Below are 26,025 nucleotides of genomic sequence, written 5' to 3'. Positions count from 1 at the left end.
CCTGGCCTGGAGCCCGGGCCGGCCGATCGCTGTGCTCCTTGTGGGCGCCGGGCACATACTCATGCAGCCTCCTTTTCTTCAAAGAGGGTGGCCAGCGCAACCAGCGTGGTCAGCACGATAAAGGCGGCGACCAGCGCCCACCAGGGCCAGACCGGCCAGCGCAGGATCGCCATGACTTCGCCGGTGTTTTTCATGTCGATGGCGAAACGGATGCATTGCCAGGCCAGTAAGGCAAAAAAAGCGGTGGTCACGATGGCGCCGAACAGATTGAGCCCGCGATGGAATCTGCCGCCCAGCAAACGGCCAAGAAAGTCGATCATGATGTTGCCGCGGCTTGTCACGACGTAAGGCATGCAGGCGGAAAGCAGTACTGCCGCCATCAACGCGGAAACGTCGACCAAGCCCCGTATCGGACTGGCGAACAAGTAGCGCAGCAACACGTCCACAGTTGTCAGCATCGCCAGCCCCAACAGCCCAACCACCGCGCATGTGGCCAGCAGTTCGGAAAAAACGCCGGCTCGGCGGTGTAGTGTCGATGCGCTCATGTCTGCTCCTTTGCGTTGCCCTTCTTGCTCCCGTCCAGTGCGCTCAGAGGTCGGTTTTCATGCGAGCTTTTTGTTGGTGTCTCGATTTTATGAATTATCATAGGTTGAGATTGTTTTGGAAAAACCAACTTAGGTCAAGAGTGGTTTTTCAATGTGGTCCAACGGCATAACCTCTTAAACCACACGGTTTTTTAACGGGTTTTCCCCAGGTTGACGATGCTGTTAAAGAAATCTAGCCTAAGCTAAATTATCGTAATTTGATATTTCAGCTTATTGGATTACACATGAACGAAACCGCAACGAAGCAGGCCGCCAATGGGCGCCATACGCATCCGGCCAATCCGGTGACGCAACAGGATATCGCCGACTTCCAGCGCGATGGCGTCATCTGCCTACGCGGCATGTTCGGGCCCGAATGGTGCGACATGCTGCGGGATGCATCGCTCGAGGCCATGGAGAACGGCGCCGGCCGTGTGCGCGAACCCAAGACCGAACCAGGCAAGGGCCGTTTTTATTCAAATGTCTATCTATCGGATCTGGACGAGCGTTTTCGCCTGCTGCGCGATGCGTCGCCCGCCGCGGAAATCGCCGCCACGCTCCTGGAATGCGACAGCGTGCGTTTTTATTATGACCAGCTCTTCATCAAGACTCCGGGCACGTCCGCTCCCACGCCTTGGCACAACGATCTGCCATTCTGGCCTTTCCGCGGCAATGATCTGATCTCGCTCTGGATAGCTCTGAGCCCAGTGTCGGCTGAAACCAGCGGTGTGCAATATGTCGCCGGTTCGCATCGCTGGAACAAGATGTTCCGCGCCGTGACGCCCGACTACGACCCGCGGTTCCTGGACCCCGAGCTGGAAGAGTGCCCCGACTATGGGTCGCCCGACACCCCCTCGGCGGGCACGGTCCTGAGCTGGAATATGCAACCCGGCGATGTTCTCTGCCATCATCCATTGACGGTGCACGGCGCTTCGGGCAATGCTTCGGCAACCCAGACGCGCATCGGTCTGTCCATCCGTTATCTGGGCCGCGACGTACAGTGGGATCCCCGCCCCCACACCATGAAGCTGCGCCGGGCCCCCGAAGTGGCCCAGGGCGAGTACCCCGCCGACGACATTGCATTTCCCATCATCTGGGATCGCCGGCTCGGCCATCTGCAACCCGACGGCCCGGCCGCCTGAATTTCCGCGCGCTCTTGCATGCCCGGCCTTCCGGCTTTTCAACGGTATCCACAGACGAGACACTCATGAATTTTGCCCGTTTCACTCGCCGTAAATTACTTGGTGCTTTGGCCCTGGCAGCCGCGGCCTCCATGGGAACCGCCGCGTTGGCCGACACGGTCAAGCTCAAGCTTTCCAGCTTCGAGTCACCGCTGGGCAACATCACCTCGAACGTCTTGACGCCTTTCGCCCGCGATGCAAGCGCCGCCTCGCAAGGTGCGCTCCAGATCGATGTATTCGCCGGCGGCACGCTGGGACGCAGTCCGGCCCAGCAGCTCAAGCTGGTTACCGACGGCATTGCCGATATGGCGTGGGTCGTGCTGCCCTATACTCCAGGCCGCTTCGACGATGCGGAGGTGGTGGGCCAGCCTTTCATCACGACTAATTCAACCGAGGCAAGCGTAGCGCTGCATCGCATGTACGACAAGGGCATGCTGGGTGGTTTCGACGGCTTGAAAATGCTGGTCCTCGGAGTTACACCGCCCGTGACCATTCACGCCATGATGCCGGTGCACACACCGGCGGACCTTAAAGGCAAGCGAGTGCGGATTTCGGGCGACCTGCCCACCCGGCTGGTCGAGTCTCTGGGCGGCGCTCCGGTACAAGTGGGCGGGGGTCAGATCGCGGATGCGCTTTCGCGGGGCGTGGTCGACATGACGTTCAATAACTGGGGCTTCGTCAGCGACTTCAAAGTCGATGAAATCGCCAGGCATCATCTCGACATTCCGCTTGGCGCGGTCGCGGTGGGCGTCGTCATGCGTCAAGACCGCTATGACGCGCTGCCGGAGCAGGCTCGTGCCGCCATCGATAAAGTCAGCGGAGAACAGTTGGCCTACAAATTGGGGCAAGCCTTCGACAACCAGGATACCGATGTTCGCAAGCGCCTCAATGCTTCGTCCCGTAATAAAATCATCACGCCCACGCCGGAAGAGCTGCAAGCATGGCAACAAGCCGCCGAACCGATCAATGCGGCATGGCGGCAGGCCAAGCCAGACAACGAGCGCATCAATAATCTATTCGCCGAAGAGCTTGCCCGAGTGCGGGCGGACGGCGGCGCTGCGGCAAAAAACAATCAGTGATCGGGGCTAATCACCTTTCTTTTCGGCCTCGGATTCGGCCAGGGCGTTGGGCATGACGTGGCCGCATTCTTTGCAGGTGCGATGTTCTTCGGAATCGAAGAAGCGCCGGTAGGCCTTGCCGACCGGATCCACCGCATAATCGCTGACGGTGAATTCTTCTTCGTGTAGAAAGGCATCGCATTCCGGACAGTACCACTGGAAGCGGTCCACCTCGCCTTCGCGCCGCTTGCGTTCCAGTACCAGGAGGTGCGCATCGGGCGGGAAACGAGGTGAATGCGGTATGCCGGCGGGCGTGTGGATGACCGCGCCTTCGGGAAGCACGGCGATTTCTTCCTTGCCTTCGGGCGTGCGGTAATGCAGGTTCATCTGGCCCTTGATCATGTACATCACTTCATCAGTGGGGTTGATGTGGAACTCGCTGCGGTAGGACCGGCCGCGCGCAACGAAGACCAGCGACTCGGGCTGCTGCCACAGGACGCTGACATAGCGTCCTGTTTCGTCGAGCATTTTGCCTTCGCCTGGAAGCGAAACAATGGGCATTTTGTACATGGTGTCTCTTCTCTGTATGGAATGAGTGTTGCCAAGCAGCGGGCGATCAGCCCAGGTAGGCGACGCAGTCTACTTCGACCAGTACGCCCTGCCGGTGCGGCGTGCCGCCGGTGCATGTGCGGGTGGTTTTCTCGCCCTGCATGAACTCGCGGAATTCTTCATTGAAAGCGGGAAAGTCGGATACGTTGCGCAGGCATACGCGCATGTTCACCACGTTGGCGATCGTGGCGCCACCCGCTTCGAGCACCGCGCTGAGGTTGCCGAGCACCTGCCTCGTCTGCGTGCGGATGTCGTCGGAGACGACCTCTTTGGTGGCGGGATCGAGCGGCCCCTGACCCGACACGTACAGGAAGTCGCCCGCGCGGATGGCCTGCGCCAGCGGCGAGGGCGTGTTTTTGTCGGTGAAGCCCGTGGTGGGAGCAGCTTGGCTGTGGACGATGACTTTAGGCATGGGTATCCTCTGTTTGGCGGTCGATATTCCGACTTCGATAGCAAATTTTGTCGTTATATCGATTTTATAGGGAAAATCGATATTTCAATGTAGCCCAGAACATCTCCCTTGTCCACGATCGGCCCGCTTGGACGGCCGGTAAAATGGGGTCTTGTCATCCACTGCTTGAAAGAGGCCATATTGGCGGCGTCCGACGATGAAGGGGGCAAGCTCGATGCACAGTCTCTGGCGCCCCACCTGAAGCAGCTTCGTTCCGTGCTGGCGGTGTGTCGCGCGGGCAGCACGGCCCGGGCCAGCCAGGCGCTGCCATTGTCACAGTCTGCCATCGCGCGCGCCATACGCCAACTGGAAATCAGCCTTGGAGCGCCCCTATTCGAGCGTGGCGCGCGCGGCATGCTGCCCACCGCCGAAGGCCGCTTGCTGGCCCACCGCGCCGGCCGCGCCCTGGCTCAACTGGAACTCGCCGAGGCCGAGGCGGCACGACTCTCCGACCTGGGGGCCGGCGGCGGCTTCGAGGCGCGGCGAGGGCGCTTCTCGGGCGCATGTTCCCACAGGCATCTGCAGACCTACATCGCATTTTGCGAAGCCCACGGAGAATCCGCCGCCGCACGGCGCCTGGGCGTCAGCCAACCGGCGGTGAACCAGACGCTGCGCCAGGTCGAACATATGCTGGGCGTCAGCTTGTTCCAGCGCTCTTCGCGCGGCATGCGCCTGACCGAGAGCGGCGAAGCGGTGTTGCGGCGCGCCAAGCTGGCCGTGAACGAATTGCGTCATGCGCGGGAAGACCTCGGCGCCCTGCGCGGCAGCATGGGCGGGCGTGTCATCATTGGATCGCTGCCCTTGTCGGCCGGCGTGCTGGTGCCCCGTGCCGTCGACCGGGTGCTGGCGCGCCATCGCGATCTTCACGTGGCCATCGTCGACGGCACCTACGATGCCTTGCTGAATCAATTGCTGCATGCCGATGTGGACGTCATCGTGGGCGCATTGCGTCCCTGGGCCGCCGGCCCCGAAATCGTGCAGGAGACGCTCTTCACCGATACTTTGTCGGTGGTGGCGCGCCGGGGCCATCCGCTGCTGGCGGAGCCGCCGCGGAGCTTGCGCGATCTGGTGGACGCGCCATGGATCGCGCCGCTGGCGGGGACGCCGGCGCGCGAGGCCTTCGAGCGAGCCTTCGCGGCCGACGGCCTGCGCGCCCCGCAAGGGCTGCTCGAAGCCAACAGCGCTGTCGTCGTTCAGGCCCTGCTGGCGGACAGCGACCGCCTCGCCTTGCTGTCCCGCAGACAGATCGTGCGGGGCGTGTCGGCCGGGGTGCTCGCGGTCGTCCCGCTCGAAGTCAAGGACACGGCGCGGCAGATAGGCCTGACCATGCGGGCGGACGCCGATCCGGGGCCGGCGCTGCGCATGCTCCTGGACGAGATCCGCGTGTTGGCAAAAGACGGCTTATAAGTAAAACGCCTAGCTGGATGGGCAATGTCACTGGTGCGCGGCGGAAGGTTTTGACACACTGGCGTCACGAAGCAGCGCTTTATTGGTCAAACATCCACACAGGAACCCTTCATGAACGCAAGCACAGAATCCACTCCTCGCGCCGGGCTGGTCGTCAGCGCGCATTCGGCCGATTTCGTCTGGCGTGCGGCCGGCGCCATCGCCAGCCATGTGCGCCAGGGCTATCGCATGAAAGTCGTCTGTCTGTCTTTCGGCGAACGCGGCGAATCGGCCAAACTGTGGCGCAAGGGCGAGATGACGCTCGAAAAGGTCAAGGCCGCCCGCCGCGAAGAGGCGCAGAAGGCCGCCGACGTGCTGGGCGCCGAGATCGAATTCTTCGACCTGGGCGACTACCCCATGCGCGTCAGCGACGAGGCCCTGTTCCGCCTTGTGGACGTATACCGCGACGTGCAGCCGGCATTCGTGCTGAGCCACTCGGTGAAGGATCCCTATAACTTCGACCACCCCCTGGCCATGCACGTGGCCCAGGAGGCCCGCGTCATCGCCCAGGCCGAGGGCCACAAACCCGGCCAGAAGGTCGTGGGCGCGCCGCCGGTCTACGCCTTCGAGCCCCACCAGACCGAGCAGTGCGAATGGGTGCCCAACACCTTCCTGGACATCACCGACGTCTGGGACCTCAAGCGCCAGGCCATCGAGTGCATGGCGGGCCAGGAGCATCTGTGGGCTTACTACACCCGCGTCGCCCAGCAGCGCGGCGTCCAGGCCAAGCGCAACATCGGCATCACCGCCGCGCGCAACATCGAATATGCCGAGGGCTATATGCGCCTGACCCCGGCCGTCGTGGGAGACCTGTCATGATACGAGGCGTTGTCGTACGAAACATTCCCCGGGCTGACGTTGCCGATATTGCGATACTGCGCGAGGCCGGCGCGGCCACGGTGCACGAGGCACAAAGCCGCCTGGGCCTGCTGGCGCCCTATATGCGCCCCATCTGGCCGGGCGCGGCCATTGCGGGGTCTGCCGTCACGGTGCTGGTGGCGCCTTCGGACAACTGGATGATCCACGTGGCCGTCGAGCAGTGCCAAGAGGGCGACGTGCTGGTGGTGGCGCCCACCTCGGAATGCCTGGACGGCTATTTCGGCGAACTGCTGGCGACTTCGCTTGCCGCCCGCGGTGTCCGCGGCCTGATCATCGACGCCGGCTGCCGGGACGTCAAGGCGCTGAAGGAAATGGGCTTTCCGGTATGGTCCAAGGCCGTGTCGGCCCAGGGCACGGTCAAAGAAACCCTGGGCTCGGTCAATGTGCCCGTAGTGTGCGCGCAGCAGATCGTCAATCCGGGCGACGTCATCGTGGCCGATGACGACGGCGTGGTGGTGGTGCCGGTCGCCAACGTGGCCGAAGTCGTGCGCGCTTCGCAGGCCCGCCTCGACAAAGAAGCCGTTACCCGCAAGGCGCTGGCTTCCGGAACGCTGGGGCTGGACTACTATAAGATGCGCGAAAAGCTCGAGGCGAAGGGCCTGCGCTATGTCGACTCGCTGGACGAACTCCGAGGCCAATGATGCAAACCCGTATTCCCTGCGTACAGATGCGCGGCGGCACGTCCAAGGGCGCCTACTTCCTGGCGTCCGACCTGCCCGCGGAGCCCGGCTTGCGCGATCGGGTGCTGCTGGCCGTGATGGGGTCGCCTGACTCCAGGCAGATCGACGGCATCGGGGGCGCCGACTCCCTCACCAGCAAGGTGGCCATCGTATCGCCGGCCACGCGCGGCGACGCCGACGTCGATTACCTTTTCGCCCAAGTCCTGATCGACGAGGCGCGGGTCGATTACGGCCAGAACTGCGGCAATATGCTGGCCGGCGTCGGACCCTTCGCGATCGAGCTGGGCCTGGTCCCGGCCCAGGGCGAGACCACCCGTGTCAGCATACATATGGTCAATACCGGGCAGGTGGCCATCGCCACGGTGTCGACGCCCGATGGACGGGTGGAGTACGACGGCGACCAGCGCATCGACGGCGTGCCCTGCACGGCGGCGGCCATTCCGCTCGAATTCAAGGACACGGCGGGTTCGTCATGCGGCGCCCTGCTGCCCACCGGCAATGTGCGCGACCTCATCGACGGCGTCGAGGCCACCCTCATCGACAACGGCATGCCCACCGTGGTGCTGCGGGCTCAGGACCTGGGCCGAACGGGTTACGAAAGCCGCGAGGAACTCGATGCCGACGAGGAGCTCAAGGCGCGCATCGAGGCCATACGCCTTGCGGCCGGCCCCATGATGAACCTGGGCGACGTCGCGCGGCGCACGGTGCCCAAGATGTGCCTGGTCTCTCCTCCCCGGCAGGGCGGCGCGCTGAATACGCGCAGTTTCATTCCCTATGTGTGCCATGCCTCGATCGGCGTGCTGGGTGCGGTCAGCGCCGCATCGGCCGCGGTACTGCCCGGCAGCGTGTGCGACGGCGTGGCGCAGCTGCCGCCGGGCGACAGTCCCGTGCTGGGCATCGAACATCCCAGCGGCGAACTCAGCACGCAGATGCATCTACAGCGCGAGGGAGATGCCGTCACCATCACGAGCGCGGCCCTGATACGGACCGCCCGGTGGCTGTTCGACGGCCACGTCCACATACCCGGACGTATCTGGAACAAGGCCGGCTGACGTTGAAGGGCGCCAGCGGCGGCTGCTTCTTTTATAGTGTCAACGGCCTGATTGGAAAAAAGCATGGCAACAGAACAAATCGTTTTTCTTCCCGGCCTGATGTGCGACGCGGCGGTCTGGACACATCAGCAAAGCGGGCTCGCGCCGCGCGCCGAGTCCTTCGTGGCCGAATACCACGACGTCGACTCCCTGCCGGCCATGGCGGCCAAGGTGCTGCGCGATGCGCCCTATGACAGCTTTTCGCTGGCGGGCCATTCCATGGGCGGCCGTGTGGCGCTCGAGATCGTGCGCCAGGCTCCGCAGCGTGTGCGCCGGCTGGCGCTGCTGGACACCGGCTACGAGCCCCTGGCCCGGGGCGAACCGGGCCGGCAGGAGGAGGCCAAGCGCATGGCGCTGCTGAAGTTCGCCCGTGAAAACGGCATGCGCGAAATGGGCAAGACGCTTTGGGCGCCGGGCATGGTGCATCCTGATCACCTGGGCACGTCCTTGTTCGAAGAGATCCTGGCCATGATCGAACGGCGCACGCCCCAGCAGTTCGAAGCCCAGATCAAGGCGCTGCTGGCCCGGCCGGACGCCGAGCCGGTGCTGAGGTCGCTGTCCTGTCCCACTTATGTGATCTGCGGCCGCCAGGACGCCTGGAGCACCTACGAGCGCCATGAGGTCATGAACGGGCTGATTCCCGCGCCCTACGCCACCCTGGTGGCCATCGAAGAAAGCGGGCACATGTCCACCATGGAAAGGCCGGACGACGTGACCGCCGTGCTGGCGGAATGGCTCGACCGCTGAGTGCCGCGCGCACGTCCTACCGATTATCCGTCTGATGGGAACGCCATATGAATGAAACGATCGCCCCCTCCCTGCAAACCGTCGCCCTGGTGGGCTTCGGCGAGGCCGGGTTCTTGTTGGGCCAGGGCCTGGCCGAAGCCGGCGCGGCAGTCGGCGCCTACGACATCAAGGTGCATGACGCCGGCCACCGGCCGGCTTTGGAGCTGCGCGCCCAGCAGGCCGGCGTCGCGCTCCATGCCAGCCTGTCCGCCGCCCTGCAGGATGCCGACCTGGTCATTTCCGCCGTGACCGCCGGCTCGGCGGCCAAGGCGGCCGTCGAGGCGGCGCAGTGCCTGCGCGCCGGCCAGTACTTCCTGGACATCAATTCGGTGTCCCCCGCCACCAAGCAGGCCGACCGCGATGCGATCGACGCGGCGGGCGGCTTCTACGTCGAGTCGGCCGTCATGGCGCCCGTGCCCCCCTATGGCCTGAAGGTGCCCATGCTGCTGGGCGGGGCCCGCGCGGCGGAGTTGTCCGTAAGCCTCAATCAGCTCGGCCTGCGCACCAAGGCGGTGTCCACCCAGGTCGGCGTGGCCTCGGCCATCAAGATGTGCCGCAGCGTCATGATCAAGGGCCTGGAGGCGCTGACCGTCGAATGCATGACGGCGGCGCGCCGCTACGGCGCCGAAGAGGCGGTGTTGGCCTCGCTAAACGAAACCTTTCCCAGCATGGGCTGGACCGAGAACCTGCCCCACTATCTGATCAGCCGCGTCGCCGAACACGGCCGGCGCCGCGCCGCCGAAATGCGCGAGGTCATGGAAACCCTCCAGGACGTCGACGTCACGCCCCTGATGGCGCAGGCCACGGCTCAAAGCCAGGATGCGCTGGTCGACGCCATGGAGGCGGCGGGCCTGGCCTACGACACCGGGAGCGAGTTCGTCTGGCAGGAACTCATCGATCAGCTGAAGAAGGCCTGAGCGCCCGTCCTGGCCTACAATGAAAACAATCTTTGGAGACGCCTATGCCCGGCCTGCTTCCCGACGTCGATCCTGACGGCCTGCTCGAATATTCCGTCGTCTATACCGACCGCGCCCTGAACCACATGTCGAATGTTTTTCAAGGCGTCATGAAGGACATCTCGCGCACCCTCAAGCAGGTGTACGGCGCGCAGGCCGCCATCGTCGTGCCGGGCAGCGGCACCTTCGGCATGGAGGCCGTGGCCAGGCAGTTTGCCACCGGCAAGCGCTGCCTGGTCATACGCAACGGCTGGTTCAGCTACCGCTGGACCCAGATCTTCGAGGCCGGCTCTATTCCGGCCGAAGAAATCGTCCTCAAGGCCAGGCCGATCGAAGCGGGCGCGCAAGCGCCCTTCCAGCCGCCGCCCATCGAAGAAGTCGTCCAGGCCATCGCCCGCGACAAGCCCGATCTGGTCTTCGCCGCGCATGTCGAGACCGCATCGGGCATTCTGCTGCCCGACGACTATCTGCGCCAGGTCGGCGAAGCCGCCCGCGCCGCCGGCGCGCTGTTCGTGCTCGACTGCATCGCCTCGGGCACTGTCTGGGTCGACATGGGCGAAGCCGGGGTCGACGTCCTGATCACCGCGCCGCAAAAGGGCTGGACCGGTTCCGCCTGTTGCGGGCTGGTCATGCTCGGCGAGCGGGCCCTGGAACGGATAGGCGAAACCACCAGCACCAGCTTCGCTTGCGATCTGCGCAAATGGCTGCAGATCATGCAGGCCTATGAGCAGGGAGGCTTCGCCTATCACGCCACCATGCCGACGGATTCGCTGGCCGTGCTGCGCGACGCCATGGCCGAAGCCCAGGCGGAGGGCTTCGAGGCCCTGCGCCGTGCGCAGTTCGAGCTGGGTACGCGGGTGCGGGCGCTGCTGCGCGAAAAAGGCTTCAAGAGCGTTGCCGCCCCGGGCTTCGAAGCGCCCGGCGTGGTGGTCAGCTATACCGACGACGACGGCATCCAATCGGCGCGCAAGTTTGCCCAGGCGGGCATCCAGGCGGCCGCCGGCGTGCCGCTGCAGTGCGACGAGCCCCCCGGCTTCAAGACTTTCCGCCTGGGCCTGTTCGGCCTGGACAAGCTGCGCAACGTGGATCGCAGCGTCGACAACCTGGCAAGGGTGCTGGACCAGATCGTGGCTGCCTAGCACGGCGCAGGCAAGGCGGCTGTTGCCCGCCTGCCCGGCGCCCGATAGCCGCTTCTGTCGGCAAAAAATGTGCGGCCGGAAGGCCGCACATTGCATTGATATGGGTCAGCCGTCAAGCCGCCTTGCGCAAATGCCCCAGCTGGTTGTGGGGGTCGATCACGAATTTCCTGGGCGCGCCGGCGTCGAACTCGTGATAGCCGCGCGGGGCGTCGTCCAGGCTGATGACCTGCACGCCCACCACTTCGGCGATGTTGATGCGGTCCCACAATATGGCCTGCATGAGGGCGCGGTTGTACTTCATGACCGGGGTCTGGCCGGTGAAGAAGCTGTGCGACTTGGCCCAGCCGAGGCCGAACCGCACGCTTAGCGACCCGTGCTGGGCGGCCTTGTCGACGCCGCCCGGGTCTTCGGTGACGTACAGGCCGGGGATGCCGATTTTGCCCGCGGCGCGGGTGATGTCCATGAGCGAGTTCAGCACGGTGGCGGGCGCTTCGGTCTGCGAGCCCGAATGGCCGTGGCCGCGCGCCTCGAAGCCGACCGCGTCGATGGCGCAGTCCACCTCGGGGGTGCCCAGGATCTGCGCGATCTGCTCGCCCAGCGAGGCATCCTGGGAAACGTCGACGGTTTCGAAACCCACTTTGCGCGCATGCGCCAGGCGCTCGGGATTCAGGTCGCCCACGATGACCACCGCCGCGCCCAGCAGGCGGGCCGAGGCGGCCGCCGCCAGGCCCACCGGACCGGCGCCGGCCACGTAGACCGTGCTGCCGGGCCCGACTCCGGCGCTGACCGCGCCGTGGAAGCCGGTGGGCAGGATGTCGGACAGGCAGGTGAGGTCCTGGATTTTCTCGCGTGCCTGGTCCTTGTCGGGGAACTTGAGCAGGTTGAAGTCGGCATAGGGCACCATGACGTATTCGGCCTGGCCGCCTATCCAGCCGCCCATGTCCACATAGCCGTAGGCGCCGCCGGCGCGCGAGGGATTGACGTTCAGGCACACGCCGGTGTCCTGCTCTTTGCAGGTGCGGCAGCGCCCGCAGGCCACGTTGAAAGGCACCGAGACGATGTCGCCTTTCTTGAGGAATTCGACGTCGCCGCCGGCCTCGAGCACTTCGCCGGTGATTTCATGGCCCAGGATCAGGCCGGCCGGGGCGGTGGTGCGGCCGCGCACCATGTGCTGGTCCGAGCCGCAGATGTTGGTGGAGAGAACCTTGAGGATGACGCCGTGGTTGGCTTTCTTGCCCGCGGGGTTGACCAGTTCGGGGAAGGGGATGGATTGGACTTCGACCTTGCCTGGCTCGACGTAAGCCACACCTCTGTTTGATGCCATATCGTGCTCCTTGGTGGTGGAAAATGCCAAGCCGTCCGCGGGGGCGGGCGGCTCGTTTCGACGCTGCTGCTTCAAACTGGAAAACGGGGCGGGGCGCCGCCGGGGTCAACGCGATTCGGGCACCCTGCGCGTGGCCATGAACTCTTCGAAGGTTTCGCCGCGCATCATGGCATAGACCTCGAGATTGGTCTTGCGCACGACGCGCGCGAATTTTTCGATGACGAAGAAGCAGGCTCCGTACTGGACGAGGCCGAGCCAGTCTTCGTTGCGCACCAGGCTTTTCTCGGTGTCGTTCAGGCCGGCTTCTTCCATGACGGCCTCGGGGTCGGCCTTGTAGCGCTCGCGCCATTCGGCGCGGATCATGTTCCAGAGGAAGCGGTTGAGCTTGAGGGCCTTGTTGCTGGTGCGGATGTCGAAGGCATAGGTGCCCTCGATGTTTTCTATGCCTTTGAGTTGCGGATTCATGTGTTTGGCCTGCTCATGCGGATGCGTTGTCGAGGACCCGGCCGGCCGCCGCGGCGGCCGAGGGGGCGGGTTCTTCGCCTTCTTCGTACAGCGCGAGGGTCATGGCGGTGGTGGTGGCCAGGTAGTAGTTCAGATGCAGCCTGCGGATTTTCTCCGGCATGGCGCCCCGCATGGCCAGCCACATGATCTGCTCGACACTTTCGGCGCCGCCCAGGCGGACGAAGTCGGCATGCGTGAGTTGAGTGAGTTTTTCGGGTTCGAACTGCAGCAGGCGCAGGAACTCGCGGTCCCACTCTTCGTTATTGAAGCCGGTGCGCTCGCCGTGAATCTGATGCGAAAGCCCGCCCGTGCCCACGATGACCACCTTGAGGTCCTCGGGGTAGGACTCGATGGCGCGGCGCACGGCCTGGCCCAGCTTGTAGCAGCGCTTGGCGGTGGGCAACGGGTACTGCAGCACGTTGATGGCGATGGGCACCAGGGCGCCCGGCCAGTCGGGGTCGTGGGGCCACAGCAACGGCAGCGGCGACGCGCAGCCATGGTCGATGGGCTTTTCCTGGAAGATGGTGAGGTCGAATTCGTCGTTGACCAGGGATTCGGCGATATGGCACTGCAGGTCGACATTGCCCTTGATGTCGGGCAGGTTGCGCAGGCCGGCGCCCTCGTCTGCCACGGGGAAGCGTTCGCCCACGCCCAGTGCGAAGGTGGGATACATGTCGAAGAAGAAGGTGGTGGCATGGTCGTTGTAGAAGAAGACCAGCGCATCGGGCTTTTTCTCGGCCAGCCACTGCGCTACAGGCTTGTAGCCGTCGAACAGCGGGGCCCAGGCGGGATCGGCCTGGCGGCCTTTGTCGTAGGCGACGCCAATGGTGGGCACGTGCGAGGTGCCGATGCATCCGATTATCTTGGCCATGATGATGTCCTGTGTAGGGGTCGGGCGAACGGGTATCCGGCGCGCGGTGGCGACCGTACGATGATTATACTTTTTGGATCCCTAAAGTAGAACTTAGGGTTGATACTAGGCATTATCCATTATTTTGGGATCCAAAAAACGAGCCGATCTTGTTACTATTGGCACGATGGTTCGTGCTCGGAAGCGCCGGCATTTCGGGTTTGGACGCGGCCCCTGTGTTGCGGTTTCTTTCGGATGAGGCATATGGCTCAACAATCAACGGTTACCGTGCGCTTGCGCGAAATGATTCTTCGGGGCGAAGTGCTGCCCGGCGAACGCATGAAAGAAGCCGAACTCGCGACGCGCCTGGGCGTGTCGCGCACCCCCGTGCGCCAGGCCTTGCCGGCGCTGGCCCAGGAAGGCCTGCTGGTTCCCGCCGGCAAGCGCGGCTATTCGGTGCGCGCCTTTACCATGCAGCATTCGCTCGACGCCCTGAAGATGCGGTCCGTCCTGGAGGGGGTGGCGGCCCGCACTGTCGCCGAGCGCGGCGTCTCGAGCGTTTTCCTGTCCAAGCTGAAGGCCTGCCTGGCCGAAGGCGATGTGCTGTTCACCGAGCGCCGGCTTCAGGACGACGACGAATTGCGCTATGCGCAGATGAACGACCGTTTCCACGAGCTTATCGTCGAAGAGGCGGGCATCGCCTTGCTGAGCACTTTGATAGAGCGCTGCAACGTCGTGCCGTTCACCGCGCCGCTCAGCGTCGCGTTTTCAAGCACCAGCAAAGAAAAAATGTTCGATCTGCTGTTCTACGCCCACAGGCAGCACCACGCCATCGTGGGCGCCATCGAGGCTCGTCATGGCGACCGTGCCGAATTCCTGTTCCGCGAGCATGCCCATACCCAGGTCGAAAGCCAGACCATGAGTATGGCGGCGGGCCTGCAGGCCAAAGGCATGCAGGCCGCCTGAAAGGCCTTTAGGCATTAAACTTGAGGCCAATGGCGCCGCGCATCGCGGCGTTGAATGGCCACGCATGACAGATTCCGTACAAACCCCAGCGGCGGCGCGCCGCATCGCTCACCTGGACATGGATGCCTTCTATGCTTCGGTCGAGCTGCTGCGCTATCCGGAGCTGCGCGGCCTGCCGGTGGTGATCGGCGGACGCGGCGAACCGCCGCCGCAGCTGCCCGACGGCAGCCGCAGTTTTGCCCGCCTGGGCGGCTACGTCGGCCGCGGGGTCATTACCACCTCTACGTACGAGGCGCGCAAATTCGGCGTTTTTTCCGCCATGGGCATGATGAAGGCCGCCCGGCTCGCGCCCCAGGCCATACTGCTGCCGACCGACTTTGCCGCCTATCGCGACTATTCGCGCCGCTTCAAGCAGGCGGTGGCGCAGGTCGCGCCGCGCATCGAAGACCGGGGCATCGACGAAATCTACATCGACCTCAGCGATCACGAAGAGGCCGACGCGCAAGTGGGGCGTCGCATCAAGGATGCCGTCAGGGCGGCGACCGGCCTGTCCTGCTCGATCGCCATCGCGCCCAACAAGCTTCTGGCCAAGATAGGTTCAGAGCTGGACAAGCCCGACGGCCTGACGCTGCTGGGCATGGACGACCTGCCCCTGCGCATCTGGCCGCTGCCGGCCGCCAAGATAAACGGCATCGGACCGAAGTCGGCGCGCAAGCTGGCGGCGCTGGGCATCGAGACGGTGGGCCAGCTGGCCCGTGCCAGGCCCTCGCTGCTGCAGGAGCACTTCGGCCTGACCTATGCGCGCTGGCTCCTGCGGGTGGCCAACGGGCTGGACGAGCGGCCCGTCGTCACGCATTCCGATCCCAAGTCGATCAGCCGCGAAACCACGTTCGAGCGCGACCTGCACGTGGTCCAGGACCGCGGGCGCTTGTCCGACGTGTTCAGCCGCCTGTGCGGACAATTGGAAAGCGATATGCAGCGCAAGCGGGTCGTGGGCCGCACCGTGGGCATCAAGCTGCGCTTCGACGATTTTCGCACCGTCACCCGGGACATCACGCTGCACCATGACGTGGCCGATGCAGGCGCCATACGCGGCGCGGCGGGCCAGTGCCTGAAGCGGGTGCCCTTCGACAGCCGGATACGGCTTTTGGGCGTACGGGTGAGCAGCTTGCGGTCCGCGGAGGCGCAGAGCGCCGATGAGCCGTCGAGGCAACTGACTTTATTGGATTGAAGCTTGGCTTACGGCGTCTCAGAAACGGCGCAAAAGGCTATAATGTTATGTATACTGAATAATTAATAGACTAGGTGAACGCATCGCCATGACTGAGACATACCGCCTGGCCAGCGACAAAACGGACCACGAAAGGCCGGACCCTGCCGAAAAGAATAGCGATATCGACATAATAGGTGGCGGAGTGTGGTCGCGTCCGGGGTTTTTGATACGCCGTTTGCACCAGATCCATTACGCCATGTTTTTCGAAGAGTGTAAAGAAGGCGGCGTTACGCCGGTGCAATATGGCGTGCTTACCGTGCTGGCCCGCGAGCCCTGGCTCGACCAGACCGCCATCGGCTACGAGGTCGGCCTGGACCGCACCACGGCCGCCGACGTCATCAAGCGGCTCGAAGAGAAAGGCCTGGTCGAGCGCCGTATCAATCGCCTCGATCGCCGGTCGCGCCAAGCCGCCGTCACCGAAAAAGGCCTGTCCATGATGGGCGAACTGCAAGAAAGCATGGCCCGCTCGCAGCGCCGCTTGCTGCAGCCCCTGTCGGCCCGCGATCAGAAAATCTTCATGTCCCTGCTGCTCGAGCTGGTCGAGGCCAACAATCAGTATGGCCGGGCAGCCTTGAAAGCTCTCTAGAGCCTCCCTGGGGTTTACCAGAATAAGCACCGAATCAGCGCTCTTTCCCGTATGCATCGGGAAAATTTGTCAGTATACTTACAGATATTGGTCTCGCCCGGCGACTTTTGCAGCGGTTCGCCCGGCGGTCCATTCCTTTTGAATTCTCTGTTTGCCGCGCGGCCCGGGCCTTTCCGTCGTTCCCACGATAAAGGGGGCCTTGAGGCAGACACAAATTTTTGATCAGCATACTGATAAAAGGCGGTGCCACGCCTTTCCGTTTTGATCCCTGATAAGGAGTATTGCAGTGAGCCGGATACGCAAGATCGCTTTTGAAGAGCACTTCACCGCGGTGGGGTTTGGAGATTATTCCAAGTCGTTCGTCAGCCAGATAGACCCCGAGGTGGCGGCCGATCTGGGCCGGCGTCTGGCCGATTTCGACGAGATGCGCCTGCAGGAGATGGACAAGGCGGGCATCGACTACGTGATTCTTTCCCAGACCGGCCCGGGCGTGCAGGTCGAGAAGGACACAGCGGTGGCAATTGCGCGCGCGAAGGAGAACAACGATTTCCTGGCCCAGCAGATCGCCCGCCATCCGACCCGCTACGGCGGCTTCGCCACCCTGCCCATGCAGGATCCTGAAGCGGCGGCCGACGAACTCGAGCGGGCCGTCAAGGAACTGGGCTTCAAGGGCGCCCTGGTCAACGGGCACACCAACGGGGTGTACTACGACGGCCCCGAATACGACGTATTCTGGGAGCGTGTCCAGGCGCTGGACGTGCCTTTCTATCTGCATCCCTTCGATTCCTACGGCATGCCGCACGCCTACACGGGCCATCCCGAGATGACGGGCGCCACCTGGGGCTGGGGCGTGGAAACCGCCTCGCACGCGCTGCGCCTGCTGTTCGGCGGCGTGTTCGACCGCTTCCCCGGCGTCAAGCTCATTCTGGGCCACATGGGCGAAGGCCTGCCCTTCCAGCGCTGGCGCTTCGACAGCCGCTTCGCGGTCTATCCCTGCGGCGTCACGCTCAAGCGCAAGCCGTCAGAATATATCGGCACTAATATAGTGATTACTACATCCGGAGTCTGTTCTTCTGCTACGCTTATGGGTGCCATCGGCGAAATGGGCGCAGAGGCGGTGATGTTCTCGGTGGATTATCCGTACGAGTCCAGCGCCGTGGCGGCTGATTTCATCGAGCAGGCTCCCATGGACGACGCCACGCGGGCACTGGTGTGCCACGGCAACGCCGAGCGCCTGTTCAAGCTTTGATCGAGTTGGTTGGAGAACAAACATGAGCACCTATCTGTACGGCGCCAACGTGCATGCAAACGGCATACGGCAGCACTATCTGCGCTACGGCGGAGCCGAAGGCGAGCGCGCCGGCCGCGATGCCGCCATCATCATTCCGGGCATCACCAGCCCTGCCATCACCTGGGGTTTCGTGGGCGAGCGCTTCGGCCGGCATTTCGACACCTACGTGCTGGACGTGCGTGGACGCGGCCTGTCCGAGGCCTCCGATACGCTGGACTACAGCCTGGACGCGCAGGCGGCCGACGTCGTCGCCTTTGCCGAGGCCCTGGGCCTTCAGCGCTATGCCCTGGTGGGCCATTCGATGGGCGGCCGCATTGCCTTGCGCGCCGCGCGCAGCCATCCCAAGGGCCTGACCCGCATGGTGCTGGTCGATCCGCCCGTGTCGGGGCCCGGCCGCCGCGCCTATCCCTCCAAGCTGCCCTGGTACGTCGATTCGATGGCGCTGGCGCGCAAAGGCTGTGACGCCGACGCCATGCGCGAATTCTGCCCCACCTGGACCGAAGAGCAGCTTGCCCTGCGGGCCGAGTGGCTGCACACTTGCGACGAGCGCGCCATTTTGGCGAGTTTCGACGGCTTCCACACCGACGATATCCATGTCGACTTCCCCGAGGCCAAGGTGCCCGTCCTGCTGATGACGGCCGAGCGCGGCGACGTGGTCCGCGACGAGGACGTCGAAGAAATCCGCGGGCTGCTTTCGTCCGTCGAGCACACTCGGGTTCCCGGCGCCGGGCACATGATCCCCTGGGACAACGAAGAAGGTTTCTACAGTGCGTTCGGCACTTTCCTGGGCGCGTCGCTGACGCCCAAAGCCTGAGCGCAAGAATATTCTTACTAGGAGAACACCATGGCTGTAAGTGACTACCAACTGCTTGAGGCCTGGCAACAAGTCCTGAAGCTTTCGAACCTGGAAAAGGGCCAGACCGTCACCATCCTGACCAGCACCTCGACCCACCCGCAAACGCTGGCCATGGCGCAGATCGCGGCCCAGTCGATGGGCGCCATCGTCAACCGCCTGGACCTGCCCCCGGTCAATGCCGAGAAAGCGCTCAGCCGCGACCCGCTGGCCTACCTGGGCACCACGCCGCTGACGGGCAACCCGGCGGCCATCGCCATGCTCAAGGCCAGCGACCTGGTGCTGGACCTGATGACGCTGCTGTTCTCGCCCGAGCAGATCGACATCCTGAAAAGCGGCACCAAGATCCTGCTGGCGGTCGAGCCGCCCGAAGTGCTGGTGCGCACCGTGCCCACCGAGGCCGACCGCGCCCGGGTCAAGGCGCACAGCGCGAACCTGGCCAAGGCCAAAGAGATGGCGGTGGTTTCCGATGCCGGCACCGACATCCGCTTCCCGCTGGGCGAGTTCCCCGTCATCAGCGAATACGCCTTCGTGGACGAGCCCGGACGCTGGGACCACTGGCCCAGCGGCTTTTGCTTCACCTTCCCCAACGAGGGCGGCAGCAACGGCACCATCGTGATCGACAAGGGCGACATCCTGCTGCCGCAAAAGTGCTACACCAGCGACAAGATCGTGCTGACGGTCGAGAACGGCTACGCCACCAAGATCGAAGGCGGCGTGGACGCCGAGCTGCTGCGCGAATACATGGCTTCGTTCGACGACCCCGAGGGCTACGCCATCTCGCACATCGGCTGGGGCCTGCAGCCGCGCTGCCATTGGTCCACCATGCTGCTGTACGACCGCGAGCAGTCCATCGCCATGGACGCCCGCGCCTACGAGGGCAACTTCCTGTTCTCGCTGGGGCCCAACAATGAAGCCGGCGGCAACCGCACCACCGCCTGCCACATCGACATCCCGCTGCGCAACTGCACCGTCAAGCTCGACGGCCAGGACGTGGTGCGCAACGGCAAAGTCATCGAACCCGAGGGCTACGCCAAATGAGCCAAGGCAACGATGTGCAAACCTATGCGCGCCAGGGTTTCGGCACGCGCTTCGAGCTGAAGGCCCCCGTGGGCCTGCTCATCATCGACTTCGTCAACGGCTTTGCCGATCCGGCGGTGTTCGGGGGCGGCAACATCAAAGAAGCCATTGCCAACACCGTTCCGGTGCTGGCCGAGGCACGCAAGCGCGGCTGGCCGGTGGCGCACACCCGCATCGTGTTCGCCGATGACGGCGCCGACGCCAACATCTTCTGCCTCAAGGTGCCCAGCATGCCCGGGCTGAAAGAGCACGAGCCCAACAGCGCCATCGTGCCCGAGCTGACGCCGGCTCCCGGCGAGCTCGTGGTGCGCAAGACGGTGCCGTCGGCCTTCTTCGGCACGTCGCTGGCCGCCTGGCTGGCGCAGCGCGGCGTGCAGACGCTGGTGGTGGCGGGTGCGGTCACCAGCGGATGCGTGCGGGCCAGCGTAGTCGACGCCATGCAGTACGGCTTCCGTCCGTTGGTGCTGTCCGATTGCGTGGGCGACCGCGCCATCGCGCCGCATGACGCGAACCTGTTCGACATGGAGCAGAAATACGCCACGGTCATGCCGCGCGACGAGGCGCTCGAGGCCTTGGACAAGGTGGAGAAGGTCTGATTACTGGCTCTCGGCGTGGTTTTGCTGCGTCGAGGTTTATTGGACTGGGCGCCGGGCACTTTTTTGAGTGTCCGGCGCTTTTCTTTTTGGTGCTGGTTTTTTTGCGGGATTTTATTGGTTTCTAAAGAGCCGTTGGGTTGGATTTTAAAGAGTTACTGGATTCTAGAGGACCACTGGATTGGGTTCTAAAGCGCCGCTGGAGGGAAAAGGTATTTTCCCGGGCGGTCGGGCGGTCCGAGGCAGCGCCCTCCAACGCCCGGGAAAATGCCTTTTCCCTCCAGCGGCTCAGGTTAGGGCAAGCCATACAGGCCCGGGTTTTATTGTCAGGCCGGGAGTTAGGTAGTGATTCGCCCATCGAGGCCCTGAATCGTGGCTGGCCCCAAATGCGAGCTGGCGGGGGTGGCACTGCTTTTGGCCGGGCGTTGGAGGGCGCTGCCTCGGTCCGCCCGACCGCCCGGCCAAAAGCAGTGTCACCTCCGCCGGCGTTTAAGGACTCATAACGGTGGCTCGTCCATCAGCTACCCCGAAGCGAAGCGCGATAAACACGGCATACAAAAACAAGGTACACGAAAGTAGGGTACACAAAAAAACAAGACACACGAAAAAACAGGCTCGAGAGAGTTGTTCCCTCGAGCCTGTTTGTTTGACCGGATGGATCGATCAGACGGGATAGACCAGATCGTTGGCCAGAATAGTCGTGTGATAGATCACCTGCCGTTCCTTGAGCAGCAGCTTGTCTCCGGACCGAACGAAGGTGTCGTAATAGCGGCCCGCCAGGTGCATGGTGGAAGGGCTTTCGACCAGGGTCTCGATCAGCAGGAAGTTGGCTTCGGCTTCGATCTCGCCGTTTTCGGCCTGGTCGACGATGCGGGTGTTGGTGACGATGTGCAGGTTGTAGCGCGGCGCGAACATCTGCGTGCGGTTGATGGCCACCGCGCGGTCGTGCATCATGTCGCGGCCTTCGGCATAGACCAGGCCCACCGGCAGCCCCAGGTCGGCGTTCTCGCGCGCGGTGATGCGGTAGATGGCGTCTTCGGTGAAGAACTCGGGCCACATCTCGACCTGGCCGCCGTCCAGCACGGCGCAGTATTCGGCATTGAAGGCCTCGACTTCGACCAGAATGTGCTGCGCTGTGGCGGCATCGAGCCGGGAGGGTTTGTAGGCGTATTTGTTATTGACTGACTTTTGCATTTAAAACCCCATCACGCTGCGATAGTACTGGTACATGGCGCGGATCGACGCCTCGGAAATCAAGGTGGTGGATGTCCCGACCTTGCCGGAATCGAGCTTGAGCACGTTGAGATCGGTGGTCGAGCGGCGCACGCCCTCTTGCACGAACTTCATGGCTTCGTTGTCTTCGAGGCCGAGGAAGCCCGAGGGCCCCATGAGGTTGCCTTGGCGCAGGCGATGGCGGGTCATTTCTTCGGTGTCGTCCTCGTAGCCGAACATGGTCCATTGCATGATCATGCTGTGGGGGCCGTTGGGAACGATCTGGCGAACGCCGAGCGTGTTCATTTCGCGCTGCACCATGAGATTGGGCCAGATGGTCTGCATCGTGACCGACCACGGGGAGTCGAACTCTTTGACGTATTCCAGGAAGCGTTCGTCGCGCAGACGCAGGCCTTCGTGGAACGAGCGCATTTCTTTCTTGGTGTCTTCGCTGACCTGGGCGTACTTGTCTTCGGTTTTCGCCGAGCCCATGTAGCCGTGGCGTCCATGGACGCTATCCGAAAGCATGGTGGACTTGTTGCCGGCGACCAGAAGCCCGAACACCACCAGGAAGGAGTGCAGCAGCGTGGCGTGATAGGGATCTTTCAGATTCTCGTGGTACATCTTCCAGTTGCAGGGCAGCTCGTTGCGGTAGTAGCCCAGGATCTTGAGCGGCTTGCCGGGAAATATGACCTTGAAGTCTTCCAGGATTTCGGGGGTGAGGTACTCTTCGATCGGTTCGACCTTGTCGGAATACGAAGCAAAGATAACGCCATTGAGCGTCGTGACGTTCAGCTTGCGCAGGCCGTGGTCGGCATTGCGGAAGTCCTTGGGCATGCCACCCTCTTTGTTGACGCCGCGCTTGAACGGAATGCCCTGCAGGTCTCCCTTGAGGGTGTAGGACCACTGGTGGTACGGACAGACGAATTCGTTGGTGTTGCCGTGGCTTTCGCGGCAGAACTCGGCGGCGCGGTGGGCGCAGCGGTTCTCGAAGACATGGATGGTGCCGTCTTCGGCGCGCGACACGACCACCGGCACCGGGCCGACGAAGGAGCGCTTGTAGTCGCCGCTGTTGGGAATTTCGGCTTCGAGCGCGACGAAGTTCCAGGTGTCGCCCTGGAAGATGCGCTGCATTTCGAGATCGTAGACTTCCTGGCTGGCATAGACCCAGTCAGGGATGTAATGCAGGCCGTCTTCCGGCCATACGCACTGAGACAGGGGCAGGTCTTTGGTCGCCCCGGTCTGTCCTATGACGGTTTGTGATTGGTACATGAAAACACTCCTGTGGAATCGTTTTGGTCAGCCCACGGCCGACGCGAGCAGTGCCTTGGCGTAGGCTTTCATCGTGGCGGACGTATCGCTGAATCCGGCGGCATCGACCTCGAGCCCGCGCTCCAGTACGGGACGCAGGGCGCGCAGGTCGCCGCCGGCATTGACGGCCAGCGCGTGGCGGGGAATGGAGCCCTCCAGCCCCAGCATGATGAACTTGGGGCTGGCGTCGGCGGGGTCCATGCCGCCGCGCAAGACATACTGCAGGCCCGCCCGCGGCAGGCCCAGCATCTGGATGTTGCACTCGAACTGATCGGTCCAGAACCAGGGGAAGGCGGCGGGGGGCGCGTCTGCGTCCAGCATGGCGCAGGCGGCGATGCGGGCCTGTTCGTTGGCGTTCTGCCAAGACTCCAGGCGCAGCGCGCCATGCCCTTCATGATGCTGGCTGGTGCAGTCTCCGGCGGCGAAGATACGTGGATCGCTGCTGCGGCACTGCGTGTCGACCTCGATGCCGCCATTGGCGCCATTCAGCTGCAGGCCGGCCGAGCGGGCCAGGTCCGTAGCGGGGGTGAGCCCCACGGCGACCACGACCAGATCGGCGTCCAGCAAGCTGCCGTCGGACAGCGAGACGCGCACCGCATCGGCGGGAAGCTGCAGATCGTTGATGGACTGCCCCAGATACAGCGTGGCGCCCGAGGCGGCGACGCGCGCCTGCAGCCAGGCAGAGAAGGCATCGGGCACGACGCGGGCCAGTACGCGCGAGGCGGTCTCGACGATCGAGACGTCGACCCCCATGCCGCGCGCGGTGGAGGCGATCTCAAGGCCCAGGAAGCCGGCGCCGATAATGACGGCGCTGCGCGCCTTGCGCAAGGCGTTGCGCAGCCGGCGGGCATCATCGAGAGTGCGCAGATAATGGACCTGCGGCGCGTCGGGCGACAGCTCCGGCAGCTGGCGCGCCGTGCCGCCCGTGGCGAGCAGGCAGCGGTCGTAAGCCACGGCAGAGCCGTCGGACAGCAGGGCCTGCCCGGCGGCGGGATTCAGCGAAACGACCTCTGTGCCCAGGCGCAGGTCGATGTCGCGGGCCGAGAAAAAGTCTTCTTCCTTGACGCTGATGCCGGGCTCTTCGGCTTCGACGGCGGCCAGCACCGCCTTGGAAAGGGGCGGCCTTTCGTAAGGGGCGTGGGCTTCGTCGCCCACCACGGTGATGCGGCCCTGGTAGCCCTGGTCGCGCAGCGTGGCCACGGCCACGGCGGCGGCCTGGCCGGCTCCGATGACGAGTATCGATGAAACAGCGCTCATGGTGCGTCCTGTTGGCTGGCGGTGGGCGGGCGGTTATAGTGCGACGAGGATGTCTTCGCCCTCGGTCTTGACCTCATAGGTCTGTATGTCTACGGTGGCCGGCGCGCACATGGCCTTGCCGGTGCGAAGGTCGAACTGGGCCTGGTGCAGGGGGCATTCGACGCAGCCGTCTTCGATGTAGCCGTCGGACAGCAGAGCGTATTGATGCGTACAGACGTTGTCGGTGACGAAGTATTCGCCTTCGGTATGGTGCAGCGCCAATTGTTTGCCGTCCACCTCGATAGCGAGGGATTCGTCTTCGTCGACCTGCCCGACCTGGGCGATTTTGATCCAGTTAGCCATTATTTATCAAGTGTACTGAGTAATAGGAAGTATGCTGAGCAATATAGTCAGTATGCTGCATATTATAGCCCGGCTGTATTAGGGTTTTCACTTAAAGTCGCGAAAAATCGATTTTTGGCGTTATCATGACGACCCTTGAGCGCCCTGTGCGCCCGCTTTCGGTGCATGGTGCCCTTTTTCGATGCATATTGAAAGCCGCTATCCGCCGAGCCTTACCCGTTTGGCGCCAAGACTGAATTTCTTCGTCTTCGGGCCGCAGGAGCCGTCTCCCAGAGGCCTTTGCCAATTCGCCCGGATTGGCATGATTGTTGCGAATGATCGCACAAGCCCCGTTATAGTTTCCGGAACATTCTTGGTATTTTCCCTCGTTGACATGTCCCCAGTTGTTCAGCACACTAACAAATCGCTCAGCGTGCTGACGACTATTTGTACCGGTCTTTCGCGGCCGGTGCAGGGCCACGGAGCAGCAGGGTGGAGGCCGGTTTGTGCCAGAGCATCGGGCCGGGGCGTAAGCCGCGAGGCTACGCCTGCAACCGCCGGAAAAATGTCGATATACCGACGAACAATATCCAATACAAACAGGAGCAGCAAATGCAACGACGTCGCTTTCTTACTCAGGCCGCCGCGGCGGCCGGTGCCGGTCTGGCCGCAGCAAGCCTGCCGGCAGCCGCCCAAGGCACTCCCTCCGTCCGGTGGCGCATGTCCACCGGCTGGCCCAAGAGCCTTGACGAAATGTACGGTTCCGCCGAAGAGCTGTGTCAGCGCGTCAGTGAACTGACCGAAGGCAAGTTCGAGATCCGTCCTTTCCCGGGCGGCGAGCTGGTGCCCTACGCGCAGAATATGGAAGCGGTCGGCAACGGCACGGTCGAATGCAACCACGTGCTGGCCACGGCCCACATCGGCACCAACACCGCGGTGGCGTTCGACACCGGCCTGTCCTTCGGCATGAGCGCGCGCCAGCACAACGCCTGGGTTCAGCACGGCGGCGGACTCGAGCTGCTGCGCGAAATGTACAAAAAATACAACGTCGTCAACTTCGTCTGCGGCAACGTGGGCGTGCAGATGGGCGGCTGGTTCCGCAAAGAGATCAAGTCGCTGAAAGACATGGAAGGCCTCAAGATGCGCATCGGCGGCATCGGCGGCATGGTGCTGACCAAGCTGGGCGCCATCCCTCAGCAGATTCCCCCCGGCGACATCTACCCCTCGCTCGAAAAAGGCACGATCGATGCGGCCGAGTGGATCGGACCCTACGACGATGAAAAGCTGGGCCTGAACAAAGTCGCGCCCTACTACTACTCGCCGGGCTGGTTCGAAGGCAGCGCCTCGATCACCACCATGGTCAACGCCAAGGCCTGGGCCGATCTGCCCGCGCCGTTCAAGGCTGCTTTCGAATGCGCCTGCAACGAGCAGACGCTGCGCATGCTGGCCGCCTACGACGCCAAGAACCCTGCGGCCCTGCGCAAGCTGGTCGCCGCGGGCGCCAAGCTGGGCTTTTTCCCGAAAGACGTCATGGACGCCGCTTACAAGGCTTCGCAAGAGCTCTGGAAGGAGCTATCGGACAAGAACGCCGATTTCGCCAAGATCTATCCCGAGTGGCGCAAATTCCAGGAAGCCGAAGTGTCGTGGTTCCGCGTGGCCGAAAGCGCGCTGGACAACTACACGTTCAATGCGGTGAGCCGTTCATAAAGTAGCTAAGCAGTACTGTAAACAGGCAGGTTCAAGT

General features: G+C 63.5%; 27 protein-coding genes. 17 read left to right on the top strand and 10 right to left on the bottom strand.

Annotated elements, in window-relative coordinates; genetic code table 11:
• Positions 1-59: 59 nt before the first annotated feature.
• Complete coding sequence (locus CSC67_RS03910) at positions 60-545, bottom strand: TRAP transporter small permease (protein ID WP_118993241.1); 486 nt, start codon at positions 543-545, stop codon at positions 60-62.
• A 284-nt stretch (positions 546-829) separates the two neighbouring features.
• Here CSC67_RS03910 and CSC67_RS03905 point away from each other — a divergent pair, with 284 nt between their 5' ends.
• Positions 830-1,726, top strand: coding sequence for a phytanoyl-CoA dioxygenase family protein (locus CSC67_RS03905; RefSeq protein WP_118993240.1), 897 nt, complete (start codon positions 830-832; stop codon positions 1,724-1,726).
• 65 nt (positions 1,727-1,791) lie between these two features.
• Positions 1,792-2,844 (top strand): TRAP transporter substrate-binding protein, encoded by a 1,053-nt coding sequence (locus CSC67_RS03900; protein ID WP_118993239.1) that lies wholly within the window; start codon positions 1,792-1,794, stop codon positions 2,842-2,844.
• Between the two features lie 6 nt (positions 2,845-2,850).
• Here the strand turns inward: CSC67_RS03900 and CSC67_RS03895 are convergent, their stop codons facing one another.
• Positions 2,851-3,351 (bottom strand): 3-hydroxyanthranilate 3,4-dioxygenase, encoded by a 501-nt coding sequence (locus CSC67_RS03895; protein ID WP_245220115.1) that lies wholly within the window; start codon positions 3,349-3,351, stop codon positions 2,851-2,853.
• A gap of 88 nt (positions 3,352-3,439) precedes the next feature.
• Positions 3,440-3,844, bottom strand: coding sequence for a RidA family protein (locus CSC67_RS03890; protein WP_118993237.1), 405 nt, complete (start codon positions 3,842-3,844; stop codon positions 3,440-3,442).
• Between the two features lie 108 nt (positions 3,845-3,952).
• Here CSC67_RS03890 and CSC67_RS03885 point away from each other — a divergent pair, with 108 nt between their 5' ends.
• From CSC67_RS03885 to CSC67_RS03855, 7 genes are all read left to right on the top strand, one after another.
• Entirely contained in the window at positions 3,953-5,290 is a 1,338-nt protein-coding gene (locus tag CSC67_RS03885) for a LysR family transcriptional regulator (protein ID WP_118993236.1), read from the top strand.
• A gap of 111 nt (positions 5,291-5,401) precedes the next feature.
• The gene (locus tag CSC67_RS03880) at positions 5,402-6,148 is read left to right on the top strand and encodes a PIG-L deacetylase family protein (RefSeq protein ID WP_118993235.1); all 747 of its coding nucleotides are present in this window, start codon (positions 5,402-5,404) and stop codon (positions 6,146-6,148) included.
• Complete coding sequence (locus CSC67_RS03875) at positions 6,145-6,849, top strand: 4-carboxy-4-hydroxy-2-oxoadipate aldolase/oxaloacetate decarboxylase (RefSeq protein ID WP_118993234.1); 705 nt, start codon at positions 6,145-6,147, stop codon at positions 6,847-6,849. Before CSC67_RS03880 ends, CSC67_RS03875 begins: the two co-directional genes overlap by 4 nt.
• Positions 6,849-7,940 carry a 4-oxalomesaconate tautomerase gene (locus CSC67_RS03870; RefSeq protein ID WP_118993806.1) on the top strand — a complete coding sequence of 364 codons (1,092 nt, stop codon included), beginning with the start codon at positions 6,849-6,851 and terminating at the stop codon, positions 7,938-7,940. Before CSC67_RS03875 ends, CSC67_RS03870 begins: the two co-directional genes overlap by 1 nt.
• A 63-nt stretch (positions 7,941-8,003) precedes the next feature.
• Positions 8,004-8,726, top strand: coding sequence for an alpha/beta fold hydrolase (locus tag CSC67_RS03865; RefSeq protein WP_118993233.1), 723 nt, complete (start codon positions 8,004-8,006; stop codon positions 8,724-8,726).
• A gap of 47 nt (positions 8,727-8,773) precedes the next feature.
• Positions 8,774-9,682 carry a DUF1932 domain-containing protein gene (locus CSC67_RS03860; protein ID WP_118993232.1) on the top strand — a complete coding sequence of 303 codons (909 nt, stop codon included), beginning with the start codon at positions 8,774-8,776 and terminating at the stop codon, positions 9,680-9,682.
• A 44-nt stretch (positions 9,683-9,726) separates the two neighbouring features.
• Positions 9,727-10,860, top strand: a complete 1,134-nt coding sequence (locus tag CSC67_RS03855; RefSeq protein WP_118993231.1) for an aminotransferase class V-fold PLP-dependent enzyme — start codon at positions 9,727-9,729, stop codon at positions 10,858-10,860.
• Between the two features lie 112 nt (positions 10,861-10,972).
• Here CSC67_RS03855 and fdhA read toward each other — a convergent pair whose 3' ends face one another.
• The 3 genes from fdhA to CSC67_RS03840 form a co-directional block, all read right to left on the bottom strand.
• Positions 10,973-12,184: a formaldehyde dehydrogenase, glutathione-independent gene (fdhA, locus tag CSC67_RS03850; RefSeq protein ID WP_118993230.1), complete on the bottom strand. Its 1,212-nt coding sequence runs from the start codon at positions 12,182-12,184 to the stop codon at positions 10,973-10,975.
• 105 nt (positions 12,185-12,289) lie between these two features.
• Positions 12,290-12,649, bottom strand: coding sequence for a protocatechuate 3,4-dioxygenase (locus CSC67_RS03845; RefSeq protein WP_118993229.1), 360 nt, complete (start codon positions 12,647-12,649; stop codon positions 12,290-12,292).
• A 13-nt stretch (positions 12,650-12,662) separates the two neighbouring features.
• Entirely contained in the window at positions 12,663-13,559 is an 897-nt protein-coding gene (locus CSC67_RS03840) for a gallate dioxygenase (RefSeq protein ID WP_118993228.1), read from the bottom strand.
• Positions 13,560-13,802: 243 nt separating this feature from the next.
• Between CSC67_RS03840 and CSC67_RS03835 the strand changes: the two genes are divergently transcribed.
• The 7 genes from CSC67_RS03835 (at position 13,803) to CSC67_RS03805 (ending at position 20,183) form a co-directional block, all read left to right on the top strand.
• The gene (locus tag CSC67_RS03835; RefSeq protein WP_245220114.1) at positions 13,803-14,504 is read left to right on the top strand and encodes a GntR family transcriptional regulator; all 702 of its coding nucleotides are present in this window, start codon (positions 13,803-13,805) and stop codon (positions 14,502-14,504) included.
• A gap of 64 nt (positions 14,505-14,568) precedes the next feature.
• Positions 14,569-15,735 carry a DNA polymerase IV gene (dinB, locus tag CSC67_RS03830; protein ID WP_118993226.1) on the top strand — a complete coding sequence of 389 codons (1,167 nt, stop codon included), beginning with the start codon at positions 14,569-14,571 and terminating at the stop codon, positions 15,733-15,735.
• A gap of 88 nt (positions 15,736-15,823) precedes the next feature.
• A complete protein-coding gene (locus CSC67_RS03825) occupies positions 15,824-16,363 on the top strand; it encodes a MarR family winged helix-turn-helix transcriptional regulator (RefSeq protein WP_118993225.1) in 540 nt (179 codons plus the stop codon).
• Positions 16,364-16,649: 286 nt separating this feature from the next.
• Entirely contained in the window at positions 16,650-17,612 is a 963-nt protein-coding gene (locus tag CSC67_RS03820) for an amidohydrolase family protein (protein ID WP_118993224.1), read from the top strand.
• A 22-nt stretch (positions 17,613-17,634) separates the two neighbouring features.
• On the top strand, positions 17,635-18,468 hold the full coding sequence (locus CSC67_RS03815; RefSeq protein ID WP_118993223.1) for an alpha/beta fold hydrolase: 834 nt from the start codon (positions 17,635-17,637) through the stop codon (positions 18,466-18,468).
• Between the two features lie 30 nt (positions 18,469-18,498).
• Positions 18,499-19,548 carry a 2,5-dihydroxypyridine 5,6-dioxygenase NicX family protein gene (locus CSC67_RS03810; protein ID WP_118993222.1) on the top strand — a complete coding sequence of 350 codons (1,050 nt, stop codon included), beginning with the start codon at positions 18,499-18,501 and terminating at the stop codon, positions 19,546-19,548.
• Entirely contained in the window at positions 19,545-20,183 is a 639-nt protein-coding gene (locus CSC67_RS03805) for an N-carbamoylsarcosine amidohydrolase (RefSeq protein WP_118993221.1), read from the top strand. The genes CSC67_RS03810 and CSC67_RS03805 overlap by 4 nt, the downstream gene beginning before the upstream one ends.
• A 660-nt stretch (positions 20,184-20,843) precedes the next feature.
• Here the strand turns inward: CSC67_RS03805 and CSC67_RS03800 are convergent.
• Genes CSC67_RS03800 through CSC67_RS03785 form a run of 4 tightly spaced genes read right to left on the bottom strand, consistent with a single transcriptional unit; the run spans position 20,844 to position 24,302 of the window.
• Positions 20,844-21,374, bottom strand: coding sequence for an aromatic-ring-hydroxylating dioxygenase subunit beta (locus CSC67_RS03800; protein WP_118993220.1), 531 nt, complete (start codon positions 21,372-21,374; stop codon positions 20,844-20,846).
• Positions 21,375-22,664 (bottom strand): aromatic ring-hydroxylating dioxygenase subunit alpha, encoded by a 1,290-nt coding sequence (locus CSC67_RS03795; protein WP_118993219.1) that lies wholly within the window; start codon positions 22,662-22,664, stop codon positions 21,375-21,377. It lies immediately after the preceding gene.
• Between the two features lie 27 nt (positions 22,665-22,691).
• Complete coding sequence (locus CSC67_RS03790; RefSeq protein ID WP_118993218.1) at positions 22,692-23,960, bottom strand: NAD(P)/FAD-dependent oxidoreductase; 1,269 nt, start codon at positions 23,958-23,960, stop codon at positions 22,692-22,694.
• A 33-nt stretch (positions 23,961-23,993) separates the two neighbouring features.
• Positions 23,994-24,302, bottom strand: coding sequence for a non-heme iron oxygenase ferredoxin subunit (locus CSC67_RS03785; protein ID WP_118993217.1), 309 nt, complete (start codon positions 24,300-24,302; stop codon positions 23,994-23,996).
• 591 nt (positions 24,303-24,893) lie between these two features.
• Here CSC67_RS03785 and CSC67_RS03780 point away from each other — a divergent pair.
• Positions 24,894-25,988, top strand: a complete 1,095-nt coding sequence (locus CSC67_RS03780) for a TRAP transporter substrate-binding protein (protein WP_118993216.1) — start codon at positions 24,894-24,896, stop codon at positions 25,986-25,988.
• Positions 25,989-26,025: the final 37 nt, after the last annotated feature.

The organism is Pusillimonas caeni, from assembly GCF_003545815.1.
Classification (GTDB): Bacteria; Pseudomonadota; Gammaproteobacteria; order Burkholderiales; family Burkholderiaceae_B; genus Pusillimonas; species Pusillimonas caeni.
Note: the sequence above shows the minus strand (reverse complement) of the source record. Positions and strands in the feature narration are given on the sequence as shown.